Consider the following 25,155-nt stretch of genomic DNA (forward strand, 5'->3'; position numbering starts at 1 on the left):
GGCCACTGCACATTTGTGCCAAAAAAAGTGAGACTGCCCCGGCCAGTGTTCATCCAGGAGACCACGCATGCATGCGACCGAAGTGTTCGGACAATTTGCCTCTCGATACCAACGCACCGAGCTTCCCGACACCGTCATCCACCACGCCAAGCGGGCCGTGATCGACTGGTATGCCTCCCTGTTCCCGGGCCTGGGCTGCGCGCCTCTTGCACAGTTGGAACAGGTGCTTGCCGAGGATCTGGACCGTGGGTCCTGCCGGCTTGGAAACGGCCGCATGGCCACGGCGCGGGCGGCGGCACTTTTCAACGGCTCGGCGGCCCATGCCGCCGAGGTGGACGACAGCTTCCGCGATGCCATGTACCACCCCGGGGCCGCAACCATTGCAGCGGCGTTGGCGGCAAGCCAGCAGGCAGGGGCCAGTGGCCTGGAATTCCTGCGTGCCGTGGTGCTGGGCTATGAGGTCTCCACCCGCATCGGAGTGACCCTGGGCCGGGCCCACTACCGCTTCTGGCACAACACCGGCACCGTGGGCGTCTTCGGGGCAGCGGCGGCCGCAGGGTATGCGCTGCGGCTGGATGCAGGGCCATTCGCCCATGCACTGGCCACGGCGGCCACCTTCTCTGCGGGTCTGCAGCAGGCATTTCGCATGGATTCGATGTCCAAGCCCCTGCATGCCGGGCGCGCAGCGGAGGCCGGCCTGCTGGCTGCGCAACTCGCGCACAGGGGGGTGACGGGATCGCTGGATGTGCTGGAGGGGGAGTCGGGCCTGGGCCGCGCTGTCAGCGACGGACCGGACTGGTCAGGCATCGGGGACACGCTGGGCAGGGACTTCCACATCACCCGGCTCACCTTCAAGAACCATGTCGGCTGCGGCCATACCTTTGCGGCCATCGACGCCGCGCTGGCTCTGCGCAGCCAGCATGCCCTGCGGGCGGACGACATCTGCAGCGTGGCCGTGGCCACCTATGGCCCGGCCCTGGATATCGCCTGCTACACCGATCCCGTGACCGAAAACGAAGCGCGCTTCAGTCTCCGGTTCGTGGTGGCGACGGCCTTGGTCCATGGCAGCGTGCGAATGTCCGCTTACACCCCCGAGCGCCTGGCCGATCCCGCCGTGCGCGCGATGCTCGAGCGCGTCCAGGTCTCGGTGGACCCGCAAATCGATAGGGCCTTCCCGGGAAAGAGATCGGCGCGCCTGGAAATCGTTGCCAGGGATGGACGCCGCCATGTCTGGTTGCAGCCCGATCGCAAGGGCGATCCCGAACTGCCGTTGTCGGATGGGGAGCTGGAGGACAAGTTCATGGAGCTTGCCGCTCCCGTCGCCGGCGCGGGACGTGCCCGGCAGCTGCTGTCAAACATCTGGGGGCTTGAGCGGGCGAGCTGCCTGCGGGGTCTTGCGGTCTGACAAGGCGGCAGGCGTTCAGGCGCTGTGCTGGGCCTTCATCCTCGTCCAGGCCTTGAAGAGGATGGACTGCAGGCTGGCACGCTCGCCCTCGTCCAGGTAGTCGACCAGCGACTCGCACATGCGCCAGAAGGCCGGCAGCGCGCGGGCCAGCACCTCGCGGCCCTGGTCGGTGAGCGCCAGGTCGAAGCTGCGGCGGTCTTCCTGGCTGAGGCTGCGCGCCAGCAGCGAGCGCTTTTCCAGCCAGTCCAGCAGGCCCGTCACCGACGAGCGCGTCACGCCGACGTAGCTGGCGATATAGGAGGGCGTGACCACCGTGTCGCCCAGCAGCCCGCGCTCGGCCAGGCCGAAGATCATCAGCACGTCGAGCTTGCTCTCGGACAGGCCGAACGCCTGCAGCGATGCGTTGGCGCGCTGCTCCACATCGTCGGCCAGCCACAGCAGCAGCAGGCCCAGGCCGGCGGCCGGCGTGTCGGTGCCGGGCTGCGCGGTCTCGGCCATCAGGGCCAGGTGCGGGCGCAGCGCTTCGGGGGCGTTGGCGAGGGGGGTGGAATCGGGGGCCGGTGCGGCAGCGGTCTTGCGCGGACTCATGGGAGTGGATGGAAGCGGGTGAAGGCGGGTTGAAGCCGGGAGAAGAAAGGGCGGTTGATTTTACGGCTTTCATATATTACGCTTTGTGTATAGTACGTTAAACGTATTATTTGGCGGCACACAAATCTGCAAGGACATCCCATGCCCATCAAAGTTCTGGAACTCCACCATGTCGGATTCGGCGTCAACCACGCCCAGGCCGACGCCATGCTCGACTTCTACCGCGAAGTGCTGAACCTGCCCCAGGACGCCGCGCGCTGGAAGATCCCCGGCATCTACGGCTCCTGGATCAACCTGCCCAACGGCAGCCAGTTGCACATCCTCGGCAGCGAGGGGCCGTCGCGCTATGCGCAGGGCCCGGGCAAGGACCCCGTGTCCAACCACATCGCGCTGGCCGTGGACGACATCCTCGGCGCCGAGCAGGAGCTGCAGGCGCGCGGCGTCGATTACTTCACGCTGGACAACGTGGCATCGCCCAGCCTCAAGCAGCTGTTCCTGCGCGACCCGGCCGGCAACCTGGTGGAACTGCACCAGTCCAATGCGCGCGCCCCGGGCATCGCCCAGGCCGAGCAGGACGCGGCGCGCGCCGGCAACGAGTGACGCGACGCCCTCCCTTTTTCCCTTCCCCTCCGGATTCCCATGTACTTTGAAATGCAATCGCTCAACAGCGAGCAGCGCAGCAACATCCTGCACTCCCTGGTTCTGCCCCGTCCCATCGCCTGGATCAGCTCGGTGGACGGGGACGGCACGGTCAACGTCGCGCCGTTTTCCTTCTTCAACGCCATGTCGGGCGATCCGCCGCTGCTGTGCGTGTGCATCGGCTCGCGCCAGGGCGTGCTCAAGGACACGGCGCGCAACATCGCGGCCACGGGCGAGTTCGTGGTGAACCTGGTGTCCGAGCCGCTGGCGCGCCGCATGGCGGTGACGGCCATAGAGTTCGGCGCGCAGGTGGACGAGTCGGCCCAGGCCGGTCTGGTCCTGGGCGATGCACGGCGGGTGAAGGCGCCGCGCATCGTGGACAGCCCTGCGTCCTTCGAGTGCCGCGTGCGCCAGATCATCGATATCGACGGCGTGCGCAGCCTGGTGCTGGCCGACGTGCTGGCCGCCCATGTCATGGATGCGGCCGTGGTCGATGGCGAGCGCATGTACTTCGACCCCGCGCCCATGGAGCTGATCGCGCGGCTGCAGAACCCCGGCTGGTATGGCCGCGTGGGCGATGCCTTCCAGATGCCCACGCCTTCGGTGGCGCAGTGGGATGCCATGCAGCGCCAGGGCGTGTCCGACGGCTACCTGGCCTGGGCCGACGATGGCCCCGCCGCGCGCTGAAGGGCCGCCCATGCTTGCGCAACACACCATAGACAGCCTGGCGGCCGAGCTGCACGCCAGCGAAAAAAGCCGGGTGCAGGTCCGGCACTTTTCCCGCCGCCATCCGGACATGACGGTGCAGGACGGCTACGCCATCTCGCGCGCCTGGATGCGGCTCAAGCGCGCCGAGGGCCGCACGGTCAGGGGCCACAAGATCGGCCTGACCTCGCGTGCCATGCAGCAGGCCGTGCAGATCACCGAGCCCGACTACGGCACCCTGCTGGACGACATGTTCTTCGAGCCCGGCGGCGACATTCCCTTTGCGCGCTTCATCGCTCCGCGCGTGGAGGTGGAGCTGGCCTTCGTGCTGGGCCGCACGCTCAAGGGGCCGGGCGTCACCCTGTGCGATGTGCTGGCCGCCACCGACTGGGTGGTGCCCGCTGTTGAAATCATCGACGCCCGCATCGAGCAAAAGGACCGCGATACCCAGGCCATGCGCACGGTGCGCGACACCATCGCCGACAACGCGGCCAATGCCGGCATCGTCATGGGCGGGCGGCCCGTGCGCCCCGACGCGGTGGACCTGCGCTGGGTGTCGGCGCTGCTGCAGCGCAACGGCGTGATCGAGGAGTCCGGCGTGGCGGCCGCCGTGCTCAACCATCCGGCCACGGGCGTGGCCTGGCTGGCCAACCGGCTCGCGCAATGGGATGAGCAGCTGGACGCAGGCCAGGTGGTGCTGGCCGGCTCGTTCACGCGGCCCGTCACGGCCCAGGCCGGTGACAGCTTCCATGTGGACTACGGGCCGCTGGGCTCCATTGCCTGGCGCTTTGCCTGAGCTTCGTCCGCAGTGTGGCGATGGTGTCGCCTGCGGCACAGTCCGCAGGCCCGGCGCGTCGCCGACAATGCAGCGGCGCCGCCCGCCACCGGTGCGCGGGCGGCGGCTGCAACACATGCACTACAGGATGGACAAGCAATGGAGATGAAGAACGCAAAGACGGCCGTGGTCACGGGCGGAGGAACCGGCGTGGGCAAGGCCGTGGCGCTGGCCCTGGCGGGCGCGGGCTACCAGGTGGTGGTGGCGGGCCGCCGCCAGGCGCCGCTGGATGAGACCTGCGCCGAGGCCCAGGCAAAGTACGGCGCAGGCGAGCGCATGCTGGGCATTGCCACCGATGTCAGCGACCCGGCTGCCGTGGAGCAGCTGTTCGCGCGCACGGTGCAGCGCTTCGGGCGCGTGGACCTGCTGTTCAACAACGCGGGCCGGGGCAATCCGCCCGGCTCCTTCCTGGACTGGACGCCCGAGCAGTGGCGCGAGGTGGTTGATGTCAACCTCAACGGCATGTTCTATTGCCTGCAGCAGGCGTTTCGCACCATGCGCGACCAGTCGCCGCGCGGCGGCCGCATCATCAACAACGGCTCCATCTCCGCGCATGCGCCGCGCCCCAATTCCAGTGCCTACACGGCCACCAAGCATGCCGTCATGGGCCTGACCAAGACCGCTGCGCTGGACGGCCGTGCCTACGACATCGCCGTGGGCCAGATCGACATCGGCAATGCCATGACCGAGCTGGCATCGCGCATGGCCAAGGGCGTGCCCCAGGCCAATGGCGAGATCGCGGTGGAGCCGCTGATCGACGCGGATGTGGTGGGCCAGTCCGTGCTCTACATGGCCAGCCTGCCGCTGGAGGCCAATGTGCTGTTCCACACGGTGATGGCCACCAAGATGCCCTTCGTGGGCCGGGGCTGAACCGGCAACGGCAGGCTCTCAGACCTGCACGCGGCGGCTCGCCGTCTCGGACGGGAGCTCGCCGAAGCGGCTGCGGTACTGGGCCGCGAAGTGGCCCAGGTGCAGGAAGCCGTATTTCTGCGCCACATCGCGCACGCCTGAGCCGGCTGCGGCGCCCGGGCCCTTGGCTGCCTGGAGTTCGGCGCGCACGCGGTCCAGCCGCAGCTGGCGCAGGAAATCCATGGGCCCCATGCCCGCGTGCTGGCGGAAGGCGGCCTGCAGCGTGCGCGCGCTGCAGCCGGCCTCGCGGCAGACATCGGCCAGCGACAGGGGCTGGTCGGCATGGGCCTGCATGTACTCCTGGGCCTTGCGCACGCCGCGCGGCAGCAGGCTGCGCCGGCTGTCCCCGGCCAGTGCGCGGCTGTGGCTGTGCGTGGCCGACATCAGCAGGCTGGTCAGCAGGTATTCCTCCGCATGCCGGGCCAGCGCCTGCGTGGCCTGCAGGGCGTTGCCCGCATCCAGCGTGTGCCGCAGGCAGTCGATGAAATGCACCAGCGGTGCCAGCGCCGGCTGGTCCAGCGGCACGCCCAGATCGAACACCAGGGGCCGGCCTGCGGGCGCCTGCAGCAGCGCCTCCAGCCGCGCCACCAGGGCCGGGCGGGCCATGCGCACGATCAGGTGCGGGCTGTCGTCGGCCCAGCGCATGGACAGCGGCTCGGTCGGCGAGGGCAGGGAGGCCAGGCGCGGCGTGGCATCCACCTGCTGCGCGCCGCAGCGGATCTCGGCACTGCCGCGCAGGGGAATCTGCAGCAGGAAGAAGTCCCGCAGGTAGCCGGGCTCGATGTGCACGCCGGGGCCGTATTGCACATAGTTCAGGCTGACGTTGCGGGAAAGCGGCGCGCTGTGGTGGCAGGCATCCAGCTCGGCGCGCGGGCGCAGCATGCCCAGGCCATGCGGACAGAAGACGCGCGCCACGCTTTCGCGGGCCTCGTCCATGTCGTGGCTCTCGAAAAGCCGGTAGCGCTGCAGCGGCAGCGGTGTGTGCATGGCGTGTTCCATAGGCTGCGCAGAACGTAGCAAAAACCACCCGCTCCCACAATTCGGACCATTCCCCGGGAGCCAATTTCTGCGCGCCAGGGACAGTGCCTGCGCTTGCCGGATGCCTGCGCGGCCCGGCCCCCCGTAACGTGTGCTGCACAGGCCAGCCCGGCCTGGCATCCACACGGGAGAACAAGCGTCATGTTCAATGGACTCGAAGGCAAAAGCGCCATCGTCACCGGCGGCTCCACCCTGATAGGCGCCGGCGTGGTGCGTGCGCTGCACGCGGCCGGCGTGAAGGTGGTCATTGCCGACATTGATGCCGACAACGGCCAGGTGCTGGCCGATGCGCTGGGTGAGGGCGCGCTTTTCGTGCGCACCGACATCACCGACGACGCGCAGGTCGCCGCCTGCGTGCAGCAGGCATGCAGCCGGCACGGCGGCGTGCACATCCTGGTCAACCTGGCCTGCTCGTATGTAGACGAAGGCCTGCAGTCGCCGCGCGCGGACTGGCTGGCCTCGTTCAACGTGAACGTGGCCAGCGCCGTGGCCATGCTGCAGGCCGTGCACCCGCACATGGTGGCCGCCGGTGGCGGGGCCGTGGTGAATTTCACCAGCATCTCTTCGGAAGCGGCGCAGACGGGTCGCTGGCTCTACCCGGCCAGCAAGGCGGCCATGAAGCAGCTCACGCGCAGCATGGCCATGGACCTGGCGGCCGATGGCATCCGCGTCAACAGCGTCTGCCCGGGCTGGACCTGGTCGGCGGTGATGGACCGGCTCAGTGGCGGCGACCGCGCCAAGACCGACCGCGTGGCCGCGCCCTTTCACCTGCTGGGCCGCGTGGGCGATCCGTACGAGGTGGCGCAGGTGGTGCTGTTCCTGTGCTCGGACCATGCCAGCTTCGTGACCGGCGCCGACTACGCGGTGGACGGCGGCTACGGCGCCATGGGGCCCGAGCGGGCCGTGGCCGCCATTCCCCAATTGATGGACTAGCACGCAGTACGGACACGGAGCCGCAAGGAGACAGCCATGAAGAAAATCGCCATCGTCGGAGCCGGCCAGTCGGGCCTGCAACTGGGCCTGGGCCTGCTGGCCGCGGGCCATCAGGTCACGATACTGAGCAACCGCACGGCGCAGGACATCGCCCAGGGCCGGGTCATGTCCAGCCAGTGCATGTTCGACAGCGCGCTGCAGATAGAGCGCGGCCTGGGCCTGGACCACTGGTCGCGCGAATGCCCGGTGGTCGAGGGCATCGGCCTGTGCGTGCCGCATCCGGCGCAGCACGGCGGGAAATCGGCCGACAAGGCCATCGACTGGGCCGCGCGGTTGAACGCGGGCGCGCAGTCCGTGGACCAGCGCCTGAAGATCCCCGCATGGATGGACGACTTCCGCCGCCAGGGCGGCGAGCTGGTGCTCAAGGACGCGGGCATCGCCGAACTGGAGGAATGCACGCGCAGCCATGACCTGACCCTGGTCGCCAGCGGCAAGGGCGAGATATCGAGGCTGTTCGAGCGCGATGCCCATCGCTCGCGCTTCGACCAGCCCCAGCGCGCGCTGGCACTGACCTATGTGACGGGCATGAAGCCGCGCGATCCGTTCTCCGCCGTGTCCTTCAACCTGCTGCCGGGCGTGGGCGAGTATTTCGTGTTCCCGGCGCTGACGACCACGGGCCCCTGCGAGATCATGGTGTTCGAGGGCGTGCCCGGCGGCCCCATGGACTGCTGGGGCGATGTGAAGACACCGGAGCAGCACCTGGAGCGCAGCCGCTGGATCCTCGACACCTTCGTGCCCTGGGAGGCCGAGCGCTGCCGCGACATTGCGCTGACCGATGACAACGGCATCCTCGCGGGCCGCTTCGCCCCCACGGTGCGCAAGCCCGTGGCCACGCTGCCGTCGGGGCGCAAGGTGCTGGGCATGGGCGACGTGGTGGTGCTCAACGACCCCATCACGGGCCAGGGCTCCAACAACGCGGCCAAGTGCGCCGACACCTATCTGCGCAGCATCCTGGCGCGCGGCAATGGCGACGGCCATGGCGACGGAAATCGTGACGGAAATGGCGCCTTCGACGCCGCCTGGATGCAGCAGACCTTCGACCGCTACTGGTTCGGCTATGCGCAATGGGTCACGCAGTGGACCAACATGCTGCTGGCGCCACCGCCGCCCCATGTGCTCAAGCTGCTGGCCAGCGCGGGCACGCTGGCACCGCTGGCCAGCGCCTTTGCCAACGGCTTCGACGACCCGCGCACCTTCTTCCCCTGGTTCGCGGACGCGGGCGAGGCAGACCACTACATCGACAGCTGCGCGGCCATCGCCGCCATGGCAGCCGTCCCCGCCTAGCCGCAGAGGCCGCCATGAGCACATGCGAAACCCCGGCCCCCGCCACGGCCTGCTCCTTCGATCCGCGCGAGCTGCGCAAGGCCTTCGGCCAGTTCACCACGGGCGTGACCGTCATCACCACGCGCGCGCCGGACGGGCGGCGCGTGGGCATGACGGCCAACTCGTTCTCCTCGGTCTCGCTGGACCCGCCGCTGGTGCTGTGGAGCCTGGCGCGCCAGGCGCCCAGCGTCTGCGATTTCCAGGGCGCCAGCCACTTCGCCATCCACGTGCTGGCTGCGGGCCAGCACCTTCTGTCGCGGCGCTTTTCCACGCCGCAGCAAGACAAGTTCGTCGGCCTGGACTGCGCGGAAGGCCCGGCCGGCGTGCCCCTGATCGATGGCGTGCTGGCCCGCTTCGTCTGCCGCAACGTCCGGCAATACGATGGCGGCGACCACCTCATCTTCATCGGCCAGGTCGAGCGCTGCGAACGCTTCGACGGCGAGCCCCTGGCCTTTCACGCGGGCTACTATCAGGTGACGGTGCGGCACCCCGAATGCGTATGACGGGCCATGAAAAAAGCGGCACCGCAGCTTTCCCCACCCTTTGAAACGGAGACAGACCCATGCAGCAGAAAGAACCCCCGGCCAGCCGCCATGTGCGCATCAACGCGCTGGACGGCAGCGGCAGCTTCAACGCCTACCTGGCCGTGCCGGCCTCGGGCAGCGGCCCCGGCCTGGTGCTGGCGCAGGAGATCTTCGGCGTCAACGCCACCATGCGCGAGGTGGCCGACTACTACGCCGAAGAAGGCTACGTGGTGCTGGTGCCCGACCTGTTCTGGCGCCAGCAGCCCGATGTGGAGCTGGGCTACACGCCGGCGGACTGGGAGCGCGCCTTCGGCTTCTACAAGGGATTCGACGAGGCCCTGGGCGTGCAGGATATCCAGGCCTGCCTGAACGCCTTGCGCCAGCGCCCCGAGGTCACGGACGGCAAGGCCGGCGTGCTGGGCTTTTGCCTGGGCGGCAAGCTGGCCTACCTGGCCGCCTGCCGCACCGATGCCGATGCGGTGGTCGGCTACTACGGCGTGGGCATCGAGGCGGCGCTGGACGAGGCCGAGCGCATCCGCTGCCCGCTCACCCTGCATGTGGCCGAGCTCGACGCCTTCTGCCCGCCCGAGGCGCGCCAGCGCATCGTCCAGGCGCTGGGCGGGCGTCCCGGCGTGGCCGTGCATGTCTATTCGGGCGTGGACCATGCCTTTGCGCGCAAGGGCGGCGACCATTTCCACCGCGCCTCGGCCCTGATGGCGCACGAACGCAGCATTGCCACGCTCAAGTCCGCCATCGGCCCGCATTTCGACCTGGCCGCGCTGTGGGACAAGCACTGCGAGTACGAGTTCGCCACGCGCAACGTGGACGACACCATGGCCACCATGGTGGCCGAGCCCTATGTGAACCACATCCCCACCATGACCGGCGGCGTGGGCTTCAGCAACCTGCACGCCTTCTATACGAACCACTTCGTCAACAGCAATCCGCCCGACACGTCGCTGACCCCGATTTCACGCACGGTGGGGGCCTCGCAGGTGGTGGACGAGATGCTGTTCTGCTTCACGCACACCACCGAGATCCCGTGGATGCTGCCCGGCGTGCGGCCCACGGGGCGGCGCGTGGAGATCCCGCTGCTGGCCGTGGTCAAGTTCCGGGGCGACAAGCTCTACCACGAGCACATCTACTGGGACCAGGCCAGCGTGCTGGTGCAGGTGGGCCTGCTGGACCCGGCGCTGCTGCCCGTGGCGGGCGTGGAGACGGCCCGCAAGCTGCTGGACGAGACCCTGCCTTCCAACGAACTGCTCAAGCGTTGAGCGCGGCGCGGGCGCACGGGTTTCACCCTGCGCCCGCTGGCGGCCTGCAGGCCGCCAGGGCTCTCAGGGTTGCCACCAATGTTGATATGTCAACATTGTTGGATCATGCGGCCATCGCAATCGCCGCCCGATTCCCTCCGCCCAATGCCCCGCCCACGCACATCCACGATCCCTGCCGCCGATGCCGCCACCGGCCCTGCACCGGACACGCAGGTCTGCCCCCAGACGCTGGCGCTGGAGGATTTCATCACCTTCCGCCTGGGCGCGCTGTCCAATGCGCTGCAGACCCAGGTGACGCGCCACTACATCGCGCCGGCATCGCCCGTGGGGCTGACCGAGTGGCGGCTCATGGGCCAGATCCAGCGCCATGGCGAGCTGCATGCCAGCGCGCTGTCGCGCCTGAGCCTGATGGACAAGGCCCAGATCAGCCGCGCGCTGCAGCCGCTGATCGATCGGGGCTGGGTGCTGCGCCGCGCCGACCCGCAGCACGCGCGGCGCCACCTGCTGCAGCTGAGCGAAGCAGGGCAGGCGCTCTTCGACGAGGTGCTGTCCCGCGCACGCCCCTACCAGGCGGCCCTGCTCAATGCCCTGACGGCCGATGAGCGCGCCATGCTGGACCGCATCCTGGACAAGCTGGGCCGTGCCTCCCAGGCTCTGGACCAGGGGCTGGATGCCTGATTTCCCCACGACCCACCTCAGAACCCACACCATGAATTGCTCCATGCACCCTGATGAGCGGGCCGCCCGCATCGAACTGGCCGCCTGCTACCGCGTCTTTGCCATGCTGGGCTGGGACGAACTGATCTACAACCACATCACGGTGCGCCTGCCCGACAGCGTGACGGGCGGGGAAAAGCAGTTCCTGATCAACCCCTTCGGCCTGCACTACGAAGAGGTCACGGCCAGCAACCTGGTACGCATCAATGTGCGCGGCGAGGTGCTGGACGGCTCGCGGCATCCGGTGAATCCGGCCGGCTTCGTGGTGCATGCGGCCATCCACGACGGACTGCCGGGCGCGCACTGCGTGATGCACACGCACACCACCTCGGGCATGGGCGTGGCCTGCCTGGAGCAGGGCCTGTCGCAAAGCAACTTCTACAGCGCCCAGCTGCACGGCATGGTGGCCTACCATGACTTCGAGGGCATCACCATCCATGCCGACGAAGGGCCGCGCCTGCTGGCCAGCATCGGCCACCGCAAGGCAGTGATCCTGCGCAACCATGGCCTGCTCAGCTGGGGCAGCGACCTGCCCCAGGCCTTCGTGGTGCTGTGGACGCTGCAGCGCGCCTGCGACGTGCAGATGGCCACCCTGTCCATGGGCGCGCCGCGCATGGTCTCCGACGCCATGGCCCAGCGCTGCAACGAGGACTCGCTGACCTTCAACGCCAGCCACGGCGGTGCCCGCGATGTGTTCGACCATCTGGTGCGCCGCGTGAACCGGCGCGACAGCAGCTATCTCGATCTTTGAACCCGGAGCTTCCCGCGCATGACCATGGAACAGACAAGCATTTCATTCGACAAGGCCTGCATCTTCGGCGCCGGTGCCATCGGCGGCTGGATGGGCGCGGCCCTGGCCCGCGCCGGCTGCCAGCTCAGCGCCGTGGCGCGCGGCGCCGCGCTGCAGGCCCTGCGCACCCAGGGCCTGACCCTGGTGCACGGCGAGCAGCGCGAGCACTTCGCGCTGCGTGCCGAACAGGACCCGGCCGCCCTGGGCGTGCAGGACCTGGTCATCATCTCCGTCAAGGCGCCGGGCATGCCCGATGTGGCCGAGCGCATCGCCCCGCTGATCGGCCCGCAGACCGTGGTGCTCACGGCCATGAACGGCGTGCCCTGGTGGTTTCTGCACGGCGGTGTCGATGCCAGCGTGCGCGGCAAGCAGCTGAAAGCCGTGGACCCTGAAGGCCGCATTGCGCAAGCCATCCCGCTGGGTCAGGTGCTGGGCTCCGTGGTCCATGCCAGCTGCTCCAACGATGCGCCCGGCGTGGTGCGCCGGCACTTCGGCAACAGCCTGATCCTGGGCGAGCCTCTGGCCACAGGGCCCGGCCAGCCGCCCACGCCGCGCCTGGCGGCACTGGCCCAACTGCTGCAGCGTGGCGGCATCGAGGCCAAGGTCTCCGACAACATCCAGCGCGACGCCTGGTACAAGCTCTGGGGCAACATGACCGTCAACCCCGTCAGCGCGCTGACGGGTGCCACTTCGGACCGCATCCTGGGCGACGACCTGGTGCGCGGCCTGATCACGCGCGTGATGCTGGAGGCCAAGGAGATCGGCGCGCGCATCGGCCTGCCCATCAACGAATCGCCCGAAGACCGCCATGCGGTCACGCTCAAGCTGGGCGCCTTCAAGACCTCCATGCTGCAGGACGTGGAAGCCGGCAAGCCCGTGGAGCTCGACGCCCTGGTGGGCGCGGTGCGCGAAATGGGCCAGCTGTGCGGCGTGGACACCCCGTTCACCGATGCGCTGCTGGGCCTGGCGCGGCTGCAGGCGCGGCAAAAGGGGCTGATGGCCTGACGCCGCAAGGGCCAGTACCGGCCTGCAGCACGCAACCGTAGACTACGCCTCCATGACTTCCGCCAAGAACCCCGCCTCGCCCTGGTCCACGCTGTGCGTGGTGGCCACCACCGTCCCCAGCGCCGAGGAGGCCGCCCATCTGGCGCGCAGCCTGGTGCAGCAGCAGGCCGCGGCCTGCGTGCAGGTGGAGGCCATCACCTCGCACTACGTGTGGGACGGCGAGCTGCACGCCACGCCCGAGTGGCGGCTGGTCTGCAAGACCCTGCCCGACGTGCTGGAGCGCCTGGCCCGGCTGCTGCGCGCCGGGCACAGCTACAGCGTGCCGCAGATCACCATGCGCACCGAGCGCTGCATGGCCGACTATGCGCAGTGGCTGCGCTCCCAGGTCTCGACCCGGGACGTGGCGGACACTGCAGAAAGGGCCGCCGCGCCCCGCATCACTGCGGCGTGACGTTGGCGGCCTTGATCACGGGCACCCAGGTTGCTGTCTCCTTGCGGATCAGCTCGCCGAAGGCGCTGCCCGTGACCACCCAGGGCTCGATCCCCTGCAGGTCCAGCTGCCTGACCACGGCCGGCGTGCTGAAGAGCTCCTGGATATCCTTCTCCAGCTGCCTGAGCACGGCCGGCGGCGTCTTCTTTGGCGCCATCACGCCGTACCAGGACGAGATGGCAATGCCCGGCACGCCCGCCTGGGCCAGCGTGGGCACATCAGGCAGGTACTTGCTGCGGGCCGGGTCGGTCACGGCCAGCGCACGCAGCTTGCCCGACTGCACATGCGGCAGCAGCGCGGGCACATTGCCCACGATCATCGGCACCGTGCCGCCCAGCACATCGTTGAGGCCGGGCGCCGTGCCCTTGTAGGCCACGTGCAGGATGTCGGCGCCGGTCTGCTGCTTGAACAGTTCACCGGCCAGATGCAGGCTGGAGCCCACGCCGGGCGAGGCATAGCTGATGGTGGCCGGCCTGGTCTTGGACAGGGCCACCAGCTCCTGCACCGTTTTGGCGGGCACGCCGGGGTGCACGGCGATCACATTGGCCGCCTTGGCCAGCGAAGCCACGGGCGCGAAGTCCGTCTCCACGCTGTAGCCGGGCCTGGCCAGCAGCGTGGGATTGATGGTCAGGTTGCCCTGGGGCACGACCAGCAGCGTATGGCCGTCCGCCGCGGCACGCTTGACCATGTCGATGCCGATATTGCCGTTGGCCCCGGGCTTGTTCTCCACCACCGAAGTCTGCCTGTAGCGCTCGGCCAATCCCGTGGACAGCAGGCGGGCCAGCGCATCGACCGGGCCGCCGGGCGGAAAGGGCGCGACGATGGTGAAAGGCTTGGCAGCCAGCTGCTGCTGGGCGGCGGCATCCTGGGCCAGGGCGCTCTGGCATGCGGCTGCTGCCAGCAGGGCGGCAGCGCCGAGCAAGGTGGGGGCTTTCATGGGGAACTCCGGGGAACAAGGCAAGGCAGGTACAAGCAAAAGAAATGCCTGAGGGCTATCGATTGTTTCTTGTATAAAACAACGTTCTTCTTATAAATCAATGCAAAGCATAAAACCTGCGGCTTGATTCGAATCAAGGGAAAACCCTTGCCTGCATGCCTGGGCATTCGCTGCGCTCGCATGCCCATGAAAAAAGGAGCGCAGCGCGCTCCTTTGGGTGGTGGTGTGCCGGGTGGCCTCAGGACAGCAGCGCCTGCGCGAATTCCCTGGCGTTGAAGGTCTCCAGGTCCTCGACCTTTTCGCCCACGCCGATGAAGTACACGGGGATCGGCCGTTCCTGGGCAATGGCGGCCAGCACGCCGCCCTTGGCCGTGCCGTCGAGCTTGGTGACGATCAGGCCCGTGAGCTGCAGTGCATCGTCAAAGGCGCGCACCTGTGCCAGCGCGTTCTGGCCGGTGTTGCCGTCGATGACCAGCAGCACCTCGTGCGGTGCCGTGGCATCGGCCTTGGTGACCACGCGGCGGATCTTGCGCAGCTCTTCCATCAGGTGCAGCTGGGTGGGCAGGCGGCCCGCCGTGTCCACCAGCACCACATCCTTCTTGCGGGCGCGGCCGGCGGTGACGGCATCAAAGCTCACGGCTGCAGGATCACCGCCTTCCTGGCTGACGATCTCCACCGTGTTGCGGTTGGCCCAGACGCCGAGCTGCTCGCGCGCGGCGGCGCGGAAGGTGTCGGCGGCAGCCAGCAGCACGCTCTGGCCTTCGTCGGCCAGATGCTTGGTCAGCTTGCCGATGGAGGTGGTCTTGCCTGCGCCGTTGACGCCAGCGACCATGACCACGGTAGGCTGGTGCTCGCCGATGATCAGCGGCTTTTCCAGCGGGCGCAGCAGGTCGGCCAGTGCATCGGCCAGCAACGCCTTGACGGCGGCGGGGTCGGTGGCCTTGGCTTCCTTGACGCGGCGGCGCAGGTCGGCGAGCAGGTGCTCGGTGGCCTTGACGCCGGTGTCGGCCATCAGCAGGGCGTCTTCCAGCTCTTCGTACAGCGCATCGTTGATCTGCGTGCCGGTGAAGACCGTGGCGATGCTGCTGCCGGTCTTGCGCAGTCCGGCCTTGAGGCGCTGCATCCAGTTCTGGCGGCTGGCGCCTTCGGCTTCGGGCTTGGCCGTTGGCTCGGGTGCGGCAATGAAGTCGGCAGGCGCGAGCGTGGAAGCAGCAGCAGTGGGTGCAGCGGGTGCGGCAGGCGGGGCGGCATCGCCCTTGCCGCCGCCGAAGGGCTTGCGCCACCAGGCACTGCCGGTGTCGGCTGCGGCCGGTGGGGCAGGCGTGCCAGGGGGCAGGTCTGGGGCGCGGTCCTGCGGCGGGGTTGCGGGAATGCCGGCCTCTTCAGGCGCGGCGCTGCTGTCCGCCGGGGAAATCTCGGCGGAGGAGGGGGTGGGCTTTTTCTTGAAAAAACTGAACATCGGCAGGTTCTTAGAATCACAGCATTCTATGAAACATGCACTCACCCTCCTGGGCTTAATGGCCTGCATGGGCACCGGGGCTGCTTTGGCAGCCCCGGATGCATCCTCTTCCTCCCCTTCGTCACTGCTGCAGACGGTGGCCAGCCAGGCCGCAGGCGGCCAGCGGTCCGCCACAGCAGCGCAGCAATTCACCCTGAAGAACGGCATGCAGCTCATCGTGCAGCCCGACCGGCGCGCGCCCACGGCCGTGCACATGGTCTGGGTGCGCGTGGGCGCCATCGACGAGGTCGACGGCACCTCGGGCGTGGCCCATGCGCTCGAGCACATGATGTTCAAGGGCTCGCGCAAGGTGGCGCCCGGCGAGTTCTCGCGCCGGGTGGCGGCCCTGGGCGGCCAGGAGAACGCCTTCACCAGCCGCGACTACACGGGCTACTACCAGCAGATCCCGTCCAGCCGGCTGGAGGAAGTGATGAAGCTCGAATCCGACCGCTTCGCCAACAACCACTGGCCCGACAGCGAGTTCAAGAAGGAGATCGAGGTCATCAAGGAAGAGCGCCGCATGCGCACCGAGGACCAGCCGCGCGCCGTGCTCATGGAGCAACTGATGGCGGCGACCTTCATGGCCTCGCCCTACCACCGGCCCGTGATCGGCTGGATGAGCGATCTGGACGCCCTGACGCCCGGCGACGTGCGCGATTTCCACAGCCGCTGGTATGTGCCCGGCAATGCCACCGTCGTCATTGCCGGTGATGTGGACGTTGCCAAGGTCCGCGCCTGGGCAGAGAAGTACTACGGCAGCATTCCCGCACGCGCCGTGCCGGTGCGCAAGCCGCGCACCGAGCCTGCGCAGATCGGCATCCGCCGCATCGAGGTCAAGCAGCCGGCCGAGCAGGCCCTGGTGGCCCTGGCCTTCCGTGCTCCCTCGCTGACGCGCGTCAGCGATCTGCAGGCCGATGACCGCGATGCGCTGGCGCTGCTGGTGCTCTCGGCCGTGCTCGACGGCTATGACGGCGCCCGCCTGGAGCGGGCCCTGGTCCAGGGCGAAGGCCGCGTGGCCGACGGTGCGGGCAGCTCCATGTCGCTCATGAGCCGCGGCCCCGGCCTGTTCATGCTGACGGGCGTGCCCGCCACGGGCAAGACTGCGGCCGAGGTCGAGGCCGCGCTGCGCGCCGAAGTGGCCAAGGTCGCCAGGGACGGCGTCGAGCCTGCCGAACTGGAGCGCGTGAAGACGCAATGGATGGCCTCCAATGTCTATGAGCGCGACTCGGTCATGGGCCAGGCCCAGAGCCTGGGCAATTACTGGATACAGGGCATGCCGCTGGATGCGGAAGACCAGTTGCTGGCCCAGCTTCGCACCATCACGCCCGATGACGTCAAGCGCGTGGCGGCCAAGTACTTTGGCGATGACCAGCTCACGGTGGGCACCCTGGTGCCGCAGCCCCTGCCTGAAGGCGGCAAGCCCCGCCGCACCGACGCGGGTGCCGGCATTGGCGGACCCCTGCATTGATGCCCCCCGAAGTACGCTGGAGTGAAGATGAAGAACATGAAAAAGATGGTGGCCAGCTCCGTGCTGGCAAGCGTGGGCCTGGGCTTTGGCGCCACGTCCGCATGGGCCTTGCTGCCCATCCAGCACTGGACCCAGCCCAGCGGGGCGCAGGTCTGGCTGGTGGACAGCCCGGGCATTCCCATGGTCGATGTGCAGATGGATTTCGACGCCGGCAGCCGGCGCGATCCCGCCAATCAGGTCGGCCTGGCCAGCGCCGTGGCGCTGATGGCGTCCAAGGGCGTCACGGCCCAGGGCAGCGCGCCTGCTCTCGATGAAAACGGCCTGGGCCAGGCCTGGGCCGATCTGGGGGCCAGCTTTGGCGCCCAGGCGGGCCGCGACAGCTTCAGCTACGGGCTGCGCTCCCTGACCGAGCCCGCGCTGCTGCAGCGCGCCGTGGCCCTGGCCGCGCGCCAGATCGCCAGCCCCAGCTGGCCGCAGGACGTGTGGCTGCGCGAGCGCGAGCGCTGGACTGCGGCCATCAAGGAATCGGACACGCGCCCCGGAACGGTGGCCGGCAAGGCCCTGAGCCAGGGCGTGTTCGGCACCCATCCCTACGGTGCGCGCGCCACGGGCGAGAGCCTCGCGCACATCGACCTGTCCGACATGCAGTCCTTCCACCGCCGCCTGATCGCGGCCTGCCGCGCCAAGGTCAGCATCGTCGGTGCGGTCAGCCGCGAACAGGCCGACCAGCTGGTGCAGCAACTGCTGGCTCCGCTGCAGGCGGCGCAGGGCCAGGACGCCAGTGCCTGCGCGCCCCTGCCCGACGTGCCCAAGGTGCAGGCGCTCAAGGCGCCGGTCAACGAGAACATCCCCTTCGCCTCGGCCCAGGCGCAGGTGCTGATCGCCCAGCCCGGCATTGCACGCAACAGCCCGGACTTCATGGCCGTGCTCGTGGGCAACCACATCCTGGGCGGCGGAGGCTTCACCTCGCGGCTGACCGAGGAAGTGCGCGAAAAGCGCGGCCTGAGCTACAGCGTCTACAGCGACTTCTCGCCAGGCCTGGACGCGGGGGCCTTCACGATCGCCCTGCAGACACGCCCCGACCAGGCGGCCGAGGCCCTGAAGGTGTCGCAGGACACGCTGCGCCGCTTTGTCGCCGACGGCCCGACCGAGAAGGAGCTCAAGGCTGCCAAGGACAATCTGATCGGCGGCTTTGCGCTGCGCATCGACAGCAACCGCAAGCTGCTGGGCAATGTGGCCAACATCGCGTGGAACGGCCTGCCGCTGGACTATCTGGAGCACTGGACCGAGCGCGTGCAGGCGCTGACCGTGCGTGATGTGCGCGAGGCCATGCAGCGCATGCTGCAGCCCGATCGCATGGTGACCGTCGTTGTGGGAGGCAAGCAATGAGCCGCAACAGCATCAAACTGCATACCCCTGCCGGAAAGCGCTGGCTGGAAAAGGCCACGGCCGAGGCCGCGGCGCCCAAGGCGCCTGCCGCAGCACCGGCCGCAAAGGCAAAGGCGGGCAAGCCGGCACCCTCGGGTGCGGGCGAGGTCCGCATCATCGGCGGCCAGTGGCGCCGCACGCGTCTGCCCGTGGCGCAGCGCCCGGGCCTGCGCCCCACGCCGGACCGCGTGCGCGAGACCCTGTTCAACTGGCTGGGCCAGGACCTGACGGGCTGGCACTGCCTGGACGCCTTCGCGGGCACGGGTGCGCTGGGCTTCGAGGCCGCATCGCGCGGCGCGACCAGCGTGCTGATGAACGAGCAGGACGCCGCCCTGGTGCTGCAGCTGCAGCGCCTGCGCGAGCGCCTGGACGCCCAGTCCGTGCGCGTGCTGCGCGGCGATGGCATCGGCTGCCTGCGCCAGGTGGCGCCGGGCACGCTGGACCTGGTGCTGATCGATCCGCCGTTCGACCATGCCGAGCTGTTCGAGCCTGCGCTGAAGGCCGCTGCGCTGGCCGTCTCCGCCCAGGGCTATGTCTATCTGGAGGCGCCCCAGGCCTGGACCGAGGAGCAACTGGCCGAGGCCGGTGGCCTGCAGCTGTTCCGCCATCTCAAGGCGGGTGCCGTCCACGCCCATCTGCTGCGCAAGGCCGCGCAGGACGAGTAGGCTGGCGCCGCAGCCGTGTTCCAGCGCAGGAATGCGGCTGTCGCGCAGCCGACGGGCCATGCTGCAGTGCAATGCATAATGCGCCATCCGTGCCGGACCAGGGCACGCGCAGCCAAGGAAAGTGAACGCCATGAGCCACGACGTGATTGCCGTCTACCCCGGAACCTTCGATCCGATCACGCTGGGCCACGAAGACGTGGTGCGCCGTGCGACCCAGCTGTTCAGCCACGTCATCGTGGCCGTGGCGGCCGGCCACCACAAGAAGACCATGTTCAATCTCGAGGAACGCATGGAGATGGTGCGCGAGGCCGTGTCCATCTATCCCCATGTCCAGGTCGAGAGCTTTCATGGCCTGCTGCGCGACTTCGTGGTCGAGCGCGGCGGCAAGGCCATGGTGCGCGGCCTGCGTGCGGTCACCGACTTCGACTACGAGTTTCAGCTTGCCGGCATGAACCGCACGCTGATGCCCGAGGTGGAGACCGTCTTCCTCACGCCCAGCGACCGCTACCAGTTCATCAGCAGCACCTTCGTGCGCGAGATCGCCACGCTGGATGGCGAGATCGACAAGTTCGTCTCGCCCAACGTGCGCACGCGACTGCTTGAGAAGGTGCAGGCCAATCGCGCTCCTTGAGAGAGGGAGGCCGGCCAGGCGCCTTGGCCCGCCCCCATGACGAGTTCACGATATCAGGCGCTCTGCGTGGCGGCACTTGCATTCACGGCCGCATGCACGAATTCCAGCTTGCGCCGCGCGCCCATTGAAAGAGCGAACGGATAGGCATCCCCGTGGCCCAGGCTGCGGTTGAGGCTGTTGGTCAGCAGCGTCAGCGGCACCCACTGGTCCAGCATGGTGCCGAAGTCCGGCCGGGCAGGGACCGCGAACGGGTCCTGCACGCACAGCGCGGCCGGCGTTCCCATGCCCGCCGCCGTGCCTGCGCCTCCTGGCAAGGTGATGCAGGTGCCATAGCTGGCCGCAGTCTCCAGCAGATCCACCATGTGCAGGTAGTGGGCCCAGCTTTCGGCCCAGTCTTCCCACGGGTGGGAGGTGGCATAGGCGCTGACGAAGTTGTCGCGCCACTGCCCATCCAGCGGGCTGCGTGCGTAGTAGTTCTGCAGGGCCTGGGCATAGTCCTGGCGCTCGTCGCCGAACAGGCGGCGGAATTCCTCGATACGGCCCGCGCCCACCACCAGCCTGTCCCAGAAGAAGTGGCCGGACTCATGGCGCAGATGGCCCACCAGCGTCCGGTAGGGCTCATGCAGCGCCTGGCGGCGCCGGGCACGCTCGGCATCGTCGGCCTCCACCACGTTCAGCGTGATGGTGCCGTTGGCATGGCCGGTCATCACCGGCGCCTGCCCGGGCAGGTCGGCCAGCAGCTCGAAGCGCGGCCCGTCCTCTCCAGGCCTGGGGCCCAGGCCCAGGCGGGCCAGCGTATAGAACAGCTGGCGCTTGGCCGCCTCGATCTTGGTCCAGCGCAAGGCATTGGCCGGGTCTGACAGATCGGGCAGCCAGCGTGTCTGGCGGCAGGATTCGCACAGCGCGTGGGGGTCGTCGGCGGGCAGGGCGAAGTTGCACTGGCCCACAGGTCCCCGGTGGCTGCACATCTTGTAGAGGCGGCCTGGCGGCTTGCCTGCGCCCAGGGAGGACAGGCTCTCCCACAGCGCGCTGTCCCGCGCGCCGGAAACCGGTCGCAGGCAAGCCACATGCAGTCGCTCTGGCAGGAAGGCCAGGGTGGCACCGCAGTGCACGCATTGAACGCTGTCGAAGAAAACCGGGTGGCCGCAGGCATCGCAGTTGAAAACTCGCATGTCGGTCACTTTACGCCGTATGCCCTGGCGTCATGAAAAATGATTCCCATGTCGCCCTGGCGCTGCAAGGTCAGATTCCCCCAATGGTGGTTTTCACCGGGGTGGCCCTGCAATGAAAAAAGGCCGGATCACACCGGCCTTTCGATGGCCCCATGGGGGCCTGCATCAGGGGCGAACCACGATGCTGTTGCGCACTTCGCGCACGTTCTTGGTGGTGCGTGCGATCTCGGCAGCGCGGGCCTTTTCCGACTCCGACTTGGCAAAGCCCGACAGTTGCACCGTGCCGTTCAGGGTCTCGACACTGATGGAGGTGGCCGAGACGCTCTTGTCCTCTGCCATCTTGGCCTTCACGGCAGTGGTGATGCCGGCGTCATCCACATACGAACCCACGGTCTGCTGGTCGCGGGCCACGGAGCAGGCGGTGGTGCCGAGCACGGTGGCGCCGGCGACGAGAGCGAAAGCGATGGCACGGGTGTACTTTTGCATGGTCAGTTCTTTCTTGGACAAGAAATTGAGGGAAACGGTAGTCGAGGGAACTCGGGGGGCTGGGCTGCAGCTCACTTGCGCGAGCGGGAACTCATGAAGAACGCGGTGGCCAGGGCTGCGCCCGTGGCTGCTGCCAGCAGCATGGAGCGGCCAGGCTGCTCGATGACGTAGCGCGTGGTGGCTTCCGTGGCAGATTGCAGCTGGCGGCGGGCGCGGTCGGAGCTGTCGGCGCAGAAGTTGATTCCGCGCGTGGCCAGTTCCTGGGCACGTGCCGCGAGGTCGTCGATGACGGGATTCAGTTCACGCTCGATGGACTTCACGCCTTCCTCGGCCTTGTCCAGAGCATTTGCTGCAGTGCGGCGCGTGGTGTTGACGGCTTCCTTGGCAGTGTCTGCTACGTCCTGGGCAACGTCCTTGGCGGTATCGGCGGCTTTGTTCACGGCTTTCTCGGCTTGGCTCATTGGTTCTATCTCCTCAAAACTTGCATGAATGGGAAAGGCGGTCGGGCTGCCGGGCTGGCTGCCCGCCGGAGGCGGGCTTGGGCTGGCAGGTGGCTGAAGGCGGCGCCGCCGCTACTTCTTGATCAGGCTCATCACAAAGGTGACTACAGCCATGATCACGAAAATATAGAACAGGATCTTGGCGATGCCTACAGCACCTGCCGCAATTCCGCCAAAGCCGAAGATGGCGGCGACGAGAGCGATCACGAAAAACACGATGGCGTAGTGCAGCATGTAGAACTCCTTGGTTGTTCGTTGCCAAGAAACGGCATCTGGCTGTCAGGAGCCGAGTGCTGTTCCCATGCGATTGACTGTACCGAGCCGCCCGAGGCCGGATTGACGGTGCCCGGCGTGGCATGGCGTCAGGGTTAGGCAGGGGGTGGGTGTAGGAAAAGCGCCGGCCCGCAGTGCCCATCAAGAAAAACCCCTGCCAGGGCGGTGCCGGGCAGGGGTTGTGCGTGCAGGCGAGGCGTCGTGGTCAGGCGGATGCCGGGCTCAGCGGGATGACGGCGGAGATGGCCGTGCCCTTGCCCAGTTCGGAGGAGACTGTCAGCCGCCCGCCTGCCGCCTCCACGCGATGGCGCATGCCGGCCAGCCCGTGGGAGTTGGGGCGCATGGCCGAGGTCTCGAAGCCCTCGCCATCGTCCTGGATCTGCACTGTCACATAGGTCGGGTAGTTGTGCACGGAGACCAGTACGTGGCTGGCCTTGGCGTATTTGCCGATATTGGTCAGCGACTCCTGCACGATGCGGTAGACCGTGAGCTGGGTCGACTCCGGCAGCTCCACCTGCTCCAGGTTCGCTGTGACCTCGATGCCGCTGCGTTCGCCGAATTCGCGTGCCAGGATTTCCAGCGCCGTGGTCAGGCCCAGGTTGGACAGTGACGAAGGACGCAGGTCCTCGATGATGCGGCGCTTGAGGGCAATGCCGCTGTTGAGCGTCTCCACCAGATGGCTGACGCGCTCTCCCACGTCGGGGGCGCTGAGGTCGATCTTGGATTTGAGCCGGGCCACATCGAGCTTGGCCGCCGTCAGCAGCGAGCCCAGTTCATCGTGCAGCTCGCGCGCCAGGTGGCCGCGCTCATCCTCGCGCACCTGCTGCAAGTGGTTGGCCAGCTCCGTCAGCGTGGCCGTGCGTTCGCGCACCAGGGCTTCAAGGCGGTTGCGCTCGTCACGCTGGATTTCCTGCTCGCGCTGATGGGCCTGCTGCAGCGCGTGGGCCTGGCGCAGGTACATGAAAAAGCCCAGCACGCCCAGCGCGGTCACCGTGGCAATGCCTATGCGCGACAGCGACAGCGTGTGCTCGATATCCTGCAGGTTCTTGGCCGAGCGCTCGTCTATGCCTGACAGCAGCTTGCCGGTGTAGTCCCGGATGGCGTCCATGTTCTCCATGCCCACGTCCGTGAACATGACGAAGCGCCAGGCTTCCTCGTTGCCCTGGCGGTACAGGCGCAGGCTCAACTCCATCTCGCTCATCTTGCGCTCGACCTGGCGGGCCAGCGGCGTGAAGATGGCCAGTTCCTGGGGGTCGTAGATGAAGATCTGGCGCAACTCGTCCATGTTGTAGTTGATGGCCGTGATCGCCTTGCTGTAGGGCTCCAGGTAGCGCTCCTCCCCCGTAAGCAGGTAGCCGCGCAGGCCGGTCTCGGCATCGAGCATCAACCGCAGCAGTTGGCTGATTTCCGAGCGGGTCGCCTGGGTCTGGGTCATGGCCTCCAGCGCCTTGGTCGAGCGCTTGTAGCTGGCCTCGTTAATGCTGACAAGCAGCACGGCCGCAACGATGGCAAATGCCAGGCTGATCGCAATTCTTCGGAAATTTATCCAACGCATAAGCATCCTCTCACCTACAAGATCTTCGCCGATATTCTGCATAATTCGTGTTATCGGCAGCCGGAGCAGTTCCTGCCCCGGCCGTTACCATATATTGTTTGCACGACCGGCGTTCCTGCTGGTCCCCCGAAAAAGAGGTATTCATGATCAGAATCGGCATTGTGGACGACCATGCAATTGTGCGCTCGGGTCTGCGTCAGTTTCTCTCGGAACATGTGGACCTGCGTGTAGTCGGTGAGGCCGCCAATGGCCGTGAGGCCATCGACCTGGTCCGAGCCCACGAGATCGACGTGCTGCTGATGGACCTGTCCATGCCCGGGCAAAGCGGCATCGATGCGCTGGCCATGCTGCGGGCCAAGGCCCCGGACATGGGCATCCTGATCCTGAGCGGATATCCCGAGGAGCACTACGCGATCAACCTGATCCGCCAGGGCGCCAGTGGCTACCTGAACAAGGAATGCGATCCCCAGGAGATTGCCGAAGCGATCCGCACCGTGGCCCTGGGCCGCCGCTACCTGACGCCGGCCGTGGCCGACCTGCTGGCCCAGCAGCTCAACCGCAAGGACGATGCCCCGGCCCATGAGCAACTGTCCGAGCGTGAGTTCCAGGTCTTCCTCAAACTCGCGCGCGGCGAAACGGCAGGTGATATTGCGAAATCGCTCTCGCTGAGCGTGAAGACGGTCAGTACCTATCGCACGCGGCTTATGGAGAAAATGGGATTGTCATCCAACAGCGATCTCACGTATTACGCGCTGAAAAACCGGCTGATCGACTGATTTCCAGTCAATAGAAAATACGGGCTGCACGATTATCAAGTCGTGCAGCCTTTTTCTTTGATGGAGAGTAAAAATGCCGTGTTTTGGGTTCAGGCTGTTTTGAGTTGATTGAGCGATGCGGCGTCGATATTCATGCAATAGTCCATGAGTGCATCTATCTCATTGGACTTGTCGAAGACCGCATCCACACCGAGCTGGGCGCAGCGGCTGCGGATGTCAGGGGTGGCGTAGTTGCTGAGCACCACGATCTTCTGGTGCGGCTGGCGCTCGCGGCAGGCGGTGAGCACACCCAGGCCGCTGCCCTGGCGCAGGAACAGATCGACGATGGCCAGATCCCATGCGTCGGGGTTCTGCTGAAGCCAGTCCGTCCCCGCGCTTTCCGTCTCGGCGATGCCCACGGCCTCGACATCGGCGAGTTCCTCGAGCGTGGCGATCAGGTTCTCGCGGATCGTAGGGTTGTCTTCAACAAGATAGGTGCGCAATTTCACGGCTGTATCCAATAGGGACGCGGATGGCAATCGGAGTCCGGCG

28 protein-coding genes are annotated in these 25,155 nt (G+C 67.6%); 18 read left to right on the forward strand and 10 right to left on the reverse strand.

Annotated features, from left to right (window positions below; translation table 11 throughout):
• Positions 1–67 precede the first annotated feature (67 nt).
• Positions 68–1,405 (forward strand): MmgE/PrpD family protein, encoded by a 1,338-nt coding sequence (locus ACF8ME_RS19315; RefSeq protein WP_047326045.1) that lies wholly within the window; start codon positions 68–70, stop codon positions 1,403–1,405.
• Between the two features lie 15 nt (positions 1,406–1,420).
• Here the strand turns inward: ACF8ME_RS19315 and ACF8ME_RS19320 are convergent, their stop codons facing one another.
• The gene (locus tag ACF8ME_RS19320; RefSeq protein ID WP_313284142.1) at positions 1,421–1,993 is read right to left on the reverse strand and encodes a MarR family transcriptional regulator; all 573 of its coding nucleotides are present in this window, start codon (positions 1,991–1,993) and stop codon (positions 1,421–1,423) included.
• 141 nt (positions 1,994–2,134) lie between these two features.
• On the opposite strand from ACF8ME_RS19320, the gene ACF8ME_RS19325 reads away from it, so the two are divergent.
• From ACF8ME_RS19325 to ACF8ME_RS19340, 4 genes are all read left to right on the forward strand, one after another.
• The gene (locus tag ACF8ME_RS19325) at positions 2,135–2,593 is read left to right on the forward strand and encodes a VOC family protein (RefSeq protein WP_012203712.1); all 459 of its coding nucleotides are present in this window, start codon (positions 2,135–2,137) and stop codon (positions 2,591–2,593) included.
• A 39-nt stretch (positions 2,594–2,632) separates the two neighbouring features.
• Complete coding sequence (locus ACF8ME_RS19330) at positions 2,633–3,319, forward strand: flavin reductase family protein (protein WP_392417856.1); 687 nt, start codon at positions 2,633–2,635, stop codon at positions 3,317–3,319.
• 10 nt (positions 3,320–3,329) lie between these two features.
• Positions 3,330–4,133, forward strand: coding sequence for a 2-oxo-hept-4-ene-1,7-dioate hydratase (hpaH, locus tag ACF8ME_RS19335; protein WP_026062081.1), 804 nt, complete (start codon positions 3,330–3,332; stop codon positions 4,131–4,133).
• A 138-nt stretch (positions 4,134–4,271) separates the two neighbouring features.
• Positions 4,272–5,042 (forward strand): SDR family oxidoreductase, encoded by a 771-nt coding sequence (locus ACF8ME_RS19340; protein ID WP_013803947.1) that lies wholly within the window; start codon positions 4,272–4,274, stop codon positions 5,040–5,042.
• A gap of 18 nt (positions 5,043–5,060) precedes the next feature.
• On the opposite strand, the gene ACF8ME_RS19345 is transcribed toward ACF8ME_RS19340, so the two are convergent.
• A complete protein-coding gene (locus ACF8ME_RS19345; RefSeq protein WP_392417858.1) occupies positions 5,061–6,068 on the reverse strand; it encodes an AraC family transcriptional regulator in 1,008 nt (335 codons plus the stop codon).
• Between the two features lie 192 nt (positions 6,069–6,260).
• Here ACF8ME_RS19345 and ACF8ME_RS19350 point away from each other — a divergent pair, with 192 nt between their 5' ends.
• From ACF8ME_RS19350 to cutA, 8 genes are all read left to right on the forward strand, one after another.
• Positions 6,261–7,052, forward strand: a complete 792-nt coding sequence (locus tag ACF8ME_RS19350) for an SDR family oxidoreductase (RefSeq protein ID WP_280048040.1) — start codon at positions 6,261–6,263, stop codon at positions 7,050–7,052.
• Positions 7,053–7,088: 36 nt separating this feature from the next.
• Positions 7,089–8,396: a styrene monooxygenase/indole monooxygenase family protein gene (locus tag ACF8ME_RS19355; protein ID WP_392417860.1), complete on the forward strand. Its 1,308-nt coding sequence runs from the start codon at positions 7,089–7,091 to the stop codon at positions 8,394–8,396.
• A gap of 14 nt (positions 8,397–8,410) precedes the next feature.
• Positions 8,411–8,938, forward strand: a complete 528-nt coding sequence (locus ACF8ME_RS19360; protein ID WP_074923062.1) for a flavin reductase family protein — start codon at positions 8,411–8,413, stop codon at positions 8,936–8,938.
• 59 nt (positions 8,939–8,997) lie between these two features.
• The gene (locus ACF8ME_RS19365; protein ID WP_392417862.1) at positions 8,998–10,233 is read left to right on the forward strand and encodes a dienelactone hydrolase family protein; all 1,236 of its coding nucleotides are present in this window, start codon (positions 8,998–9,000) and stop codon (positions 10,231–10,233) included.
• Between the two features lie 144 nt (positions 10,234–10,377).
• Complete coding sequence (locus ACF8ME_RS19370; protein WP_199960145.1) at positions 10,378–10,911, forward strand: MarR family winged helix-turn-helix transcriptional regulator; 534 nt, start codon at positions 10,378–10,380, stop codon at positions 10,909–10,911.
• Between the two features lie 31 nt (positions 10,912–10,942).
• Positions 10,943–11,701, forward strand: coding sequence for a class II aldolase/adducin family protein (locus tag ACF8ME_RS19375; protein WP_026062083.1), 759 nt, complete (start codon positions 10,943–10,945; stop codon positions 11,699–11,701).
• An 18-nt stretch (positions 11,702–11,719) separates the two neighbouring features.
• Positions 11,720–12,745 carry a 2-dehydropantoate 2-reductase gene (locus ACF8ME_RS19380; protein WP_017404218.1) on the forward strand — a complete coding sequence of 342 codons (1,026 nt, stop codon included), beginning with the start codon at positions 11,720–11,722 and terminating at the stop codon, positions 12,743–12,745.
• Positions 12,746–12,797: 52 nt separating this feature from the next.
• A complete protein-coding gene (gene cutA, locus ACF8ME_RS19385) occupies positions 12,798–13,196 on the forward strand; it encodes a divalent-cation tolerance protein CutA (RefSeq protein ID WP_392405865.1) in 399 nt (132 codons plus the stop codon).
• On the opposite strand, the gene ACF8ME_RS19390 is transcribed toward cutA, so the two are convergent.
• Both ACF8ME_RS19390 and ftsY read right to left on the reverse strand, forming a co-directional pair.
• Positions 13,183–14,172 carry a Bug family tripartite tricarboxylate transporter substrate binding protein gene (locus ACF8ME_RS19390; RefSeq protein WP_392417865.1) on the reverse strand — a complete coding sequence of 330 codons (990 nt, stop codon included), beginning with the start codon at positions 14,170–14,172 and terminating at the stop codon, positions 13,183–13,185. The genes cutA and ACF8ME_RS19390 overlap by 14 nt on opposite strands.
• A gap of 238 nt (positions 14,173–14,410) precedes the next feature.
• Positions 14,411–15,631 (reverse strand): signal recognition particle-docking protein FtsY, encoded by a 1,221-nt coding sequence (gene ftsY, locus ACF8ME_RS19395; protein WP_392417867.1) that lies wholly within the window; start codon positions 15,629–15,631, stop codon positions 14,411–14,413.
• A gap of 28 nt (positions 15,632–15,659) precedes the next feature.
• Here ftsY and ACF8ME_RS19400 point away from each other — a divergent pair, with 28 nt between their 5' ends.
• The 4 genes from ACF8ME_RS19400 to coaD all read left to right on the forward strand — a co-directional run bounded on the left by ACF8ME_RS19400 (position 15,660) and on the right by coaD (position 19,862).
• Positions 15,660–17,138: a pitrilysin family protein gene (locus ACF8ME_RS19400; protein ID WP_016449075.1), complete on the forward strand. Its 1,479-nt coding sequence runs from the start codon at positions 15,660–15,662 to the stop codon at positions 17,136–17,138.
• 27 nt (positions 17,139–17,165) lie between these two features.
• Positions 17,166–18,527 (forward strand): pitrilysin family protein, encoded by a 1,362-nt coding sequence (locus tag ACF8ME_RS19405; protein WP_310043010.1) that lies wholly within the window; start codon positions 17,166–17,168, stop codon positions 18,525–18,527.
• On the forward strand, positions 18,524–19,231 hold the full coding sequence (gene rsmD, locus ACF8ME_RS19410; RefSeq protein ID WP_016449073.1) for a 16S rRNA (guanine(966)-N(2))-methyltransferase RsmD: 708 nt from the start codon (positions 18,524–18,526) through the stop codon (positions 19,229–19,231). The genes ACF8ME_RS19405 and rsmD overlap by 4 nt, the downstream gene beginning before the upstream one ends.
• A 130-nt stretch (positions 19,232–19,361) precedes the next feature.
• Positions 19,362–19,862, forward strand: a complete 501-nt coding sequence (gene coaD / locus ACF8ME_RS19415; RefSeq protein ID WP_016449072.1) for a pantetheine-phosphate adenylyltransferase — start codon at positions 19,362–19,364, stop codon at positions 19,860–19,862.
• 53 nt (positions 19,863–19,915) lie between these two features.
• On the opposite strand, the gene ACF8ME_RS19420 is transcribed toward coaD, so the two are convergent.
• From ACF8ME_RS19420 to ACF8ME_RS19440, 5 genes are all read right to left on the reverse strand, one after another.
• Positions 19,916–21,034: a putative zinc-binding metallopeptidase gene (locus ACF8ME_RS19420; protein ID WP_016449071.1), complete on the reverse strand. Its 1,119-nt coding sequence runs from the start codon at positions 21,032–21,034 to the stop codon at positions 19,916–19,918.
• A gap of 165 nt (positions 21,035–21,199) precedes the next feature.
• The gene (locus ACF8ME_RS19425; protein WP_012203732.1) at positions 21,200–21,520 is read right to left on the reverse strand and encodes a BON domain-containing protein; all 321 of its coding nucleotides are present in this window, start codon (positions 21,518–21,520) and stop codon (positions 21,200–21,202) included.
• Between the two features lie 71 nt (positions 21,521–21,591).
• Entirely contained in the window at positions 21,592–21,981 is a 390-nt protein-coding gene (locus ACF8ME_RS19430; RefSeq protein ID WP_016449070.1) for a hypothetical protein, read from the reverse strand.
• Positions 21,982–22,092: 111 nt separating this feature from the next.
• Positions 22,093–22,254: a DUF1328 domain-containing protein gene (locus ACF8ME_RS19435; RefSeq protein ID WP_013803930.1), complete on the reverse strand. Its 162-nt coding sequence runs from the start codon at positions 22,252–22,254 to the stop codon at positions 22,093–22,095.
• A 244-nt stretch (positions 22,255–22,498) separates the two neighbouring features.
• Complete coding sequence (locus tag ACF8ME_RS19440) at positions 22,499–23,848, reverse strand: CHASE3 domain-containing protein (protein ID WP_016449069.1); 1,350 nt, start codon at positions 23,846–23,848, stop codon at positions 22,499–22,501.
• A gap of 143 nt (positions 23,849–23,991) precedes the next feature.
• Between ACF8ME_RS19440 and ACF8ME_RS19445 the strand changes: the two genes are divergently transcribed.
• Positions 23,992–24,624 carry a response regulator transcription factor gene (locus ACF8ME_RS19445; RefSeq protein WP_012203736.1) on the forward strand — a complete coding sequence of 211 codons (633 nt, stop codon included), beginning with the start codon at positions 23,992–23,994 and terminating at the stop codon, positions 24,622–24,624.
• Between the two features lie 89 nt (positions 24,625–24,713).
• Here the strand turns inward: ACF8ME_RS19445 and ACF8ME_RS19450 are convergent, their stop codons facing one another.
• A complete protein-coding gene (locus tag ACF8ME_RS19450; protein ID WP_013803928.1) occupies positions 24,714–25,112 on the reverse strand; it encodes a response regulator in 399 nt (132 codons plus the stop codon).
• Between the last annotated feature and the right edge of the window lie 43 nt (positions 25,113–25,155).

This window comes from Delftia sp. WSY_7 (assembly GCF_043104845.1).
GTDB classification, from domain to species: domain Bacteria; phylum Pseudomonadota; class Gammaproteobacteria; order Burkholderiales; family Burkholderiaceae_C; genus Comamonas; species Comamonas tsuruhatensis.

What these genes read in the sequence shown, in the direction of transcription:
- ACF8ME_RS19355 (WP_392417860.1), top strand. Translation starts at nt 7,089, where the DNA reads ATGAAGAAAATCGCCATCGTCGGAGCCGGCCAGTCGGGCCTGCAACTG.
- ACF8ME_RS19440 (WP_016449069.1), bottom strand. Translation starts at nt 23,848, where the DNA reads ATGCGTTGGATAAATTTCCGAAGAATTGCGATCAGCCTGGCATTTGCC.
- ACF8ME_RS19315 (WP_047326045.1), top strand. Translation starts at nt 68, where the DNA reads ATGCATGCGACCGAAGTGTTCGGACAATTTGCCTCTCGATACCAACGC.
- ACF8ME_RS19375 (WP_026062083.1), top strand. Translation starts at nt 10,943, where the DNA reads ATGAATTGCTCCATGCACCCTGATGAGCGGGCCGCCCGCATCGAACTG.
- coaD (WP_016449072.1), top strand. Translation starts at nt 19,362, where the DNA reads ATGAGCCACGACGTGATTGCCGTCTACCCCGGAACCTTCGATCCGATC.
- ACF8ME_RS19360 (WP_074923062.1), top strand. Translation starts at nt 8,411, where the DNA reads ATGAGCACATGCGAAACCCCGGCCCCCGCCACGGCCTGCTCCTTCGAT.
- hpaH (WP_026062081.1), top strand. Translation starts at nt 3,330, where the DNA reads ATGCTTGCGCAACACACCATAGACAGCCTGGCGGCCGAGCTGCACGCC.
- ACF8ME_RS19390 (WP_392417865.1), bottom strand. Translation starts at nt 14,172, where the DNA reads ATGAAAGCCCCCACCTTGCTCGGCGCTGCCGCCCTGCTGGCAGCAGCC.
- ftsY (WP_392417867.1), bottom strand. Translation starts at nt 15,631, where the DNA reads ATGTTCAGTTTTTTCAAGAAAAAGCCCACCCCCTCCTCCGCCGAGATT.
- ACF8ME_RS19340 (WP_013803947.1), top strand. Translation starts at nt 4,272, where the DNA reads ATGGAGATGAAGAACGCAAAGACGGCCGTGGTCACGGGCGGAGGAACC.
- cutA (WP_392405865.1), top strand. Translation starts at nt 12,798, where the DNA reads ATGACTTCCGCCAAGAACCCCGCCTCGCCCTGGTCCACGCTGTGCGTG.
- ACF8ME_RS19380 (WP_017404218.1), top strand. Translation starts at nt 11,720, where the DNA reads ATGACCATGGAACAGACAAGCATTTCATTCGACAAGGCCTGCATCTTC.
- ACF8ME_RS19365 (WP_392417862.1), top strand. Translation starts at nt 8,998, where the DNA reads ATGCAGCAGAAAGAACCCCCGGCCAGCCGCCATGTGCGCATCAACGCG.
- ACF8ME_RS19350 (WP_280048040.1), top strand. Translation starts at nt 6,261, where the DNA reads ATGTTCAATGGACTCGAAGGCAAAAGCGCCATCGTCACCGGCGGCTCC.
- ACF8ME_RS19430 (WP_016449070.1), bottom strand. Translation starts at nt 21,981, where the DNA reads ATGAGCCAAGCCGAGAAAGCCGTGAACAAAGCCGCCGATACCGCCAAG.
- ACF8ME_RS19400 (WP_016449075.1), top strand. Translation starts at nt 15,660, where the DNA reads ATGAAACATGCACTCACCCTCCTGGGCTTAATGGCCTGCATGGGCACC.
- ACF8ME_RS19435 (WP_013803930.1), bottom strand. Translation starts at nt 22,254, where the DNA reads ATGCTGCACTACGCCATCGTGTTTTTCGTGATCGCTCTCGTCGCCGCC.
- ACF8ME_RS19420 (WP_016449071.1), bottom strand. Translation starts at nt 21,034, where the DNA reads ATGCGAGTTTTCAACTGCGATGCCTGCGGCCACCCGGTTTTCTTCGAC.
- rsmD (WP_016449073.1), top strand. Translation starts at nt 18,524, where the DNA reads ATGAGCCGCAACAGCATCAAACTGCATACCCCTGCCGGAAAGCGCTGG.
- ACF8ME_RS19445 (WP_012203736.1), top strand. Translation starts at nt 23,992, where the DNA reads ATGATCAGAATCGGCATTGTGGACGACCATGCAATTGTGCGCTCGGGT.
- ACF8ME_RS19370 (WP_199960145.1), top strand. Translation starts at nt 10,378, where the DNA reads ATGCCCCGCCCACGCACATCCACGATCCCTGCCGCCGATGCCGCCACC.
- ACF8ME_RS19425 (WP_012203732.1), bottom strand. Translation starts at nt 21,520, where the DNA reads ATGCAAAAGTACACCCGTGCCATCGCTTTCGCTCTCGTCGCCGGCGCC.
- ACF8ME_RS19345 (WP_392417858.1), bottom strand. Translation starts at nt 6,068, where the DNA reads ATGCACACACCGCTGCCGCTGCAGCGCTACCGGCTTTTCGAGAGCCAC.
- ACF8ME_RS19405 (WP_310043010.1), top strand. Translation starts at nt 17,166, where the DNA reads ATGAAGAACATGAAAAAGATGGTGGCCAGCTCCGTGCTGGCAAGCGTG.
- ACF8ME_RS19330 (WP_392417856.1), top strand. Translation starts at nt 2,633, where the DNA reads ATGTACTTTGAAATGCAATCGCTCAACAGCGAGCAGCGCAGCAACATC.
- ACF8ME_RS19320 (WP_313284142.1), bottom strand. Translation starts at nt 1,993, where the DNA reads ATGAGTCCGCGCAAGACCGCTGCCGCACCGGCCCCCGATTCCACCCCC.
- ACF8ME_RS19325 (WP_012203712.1), top strand. Translation starts at nt 2,135, where the DNA reads ATGCCCATCAAAGTTCTGGAACTCCACCATGTCGGATTCGGCGTCAAC.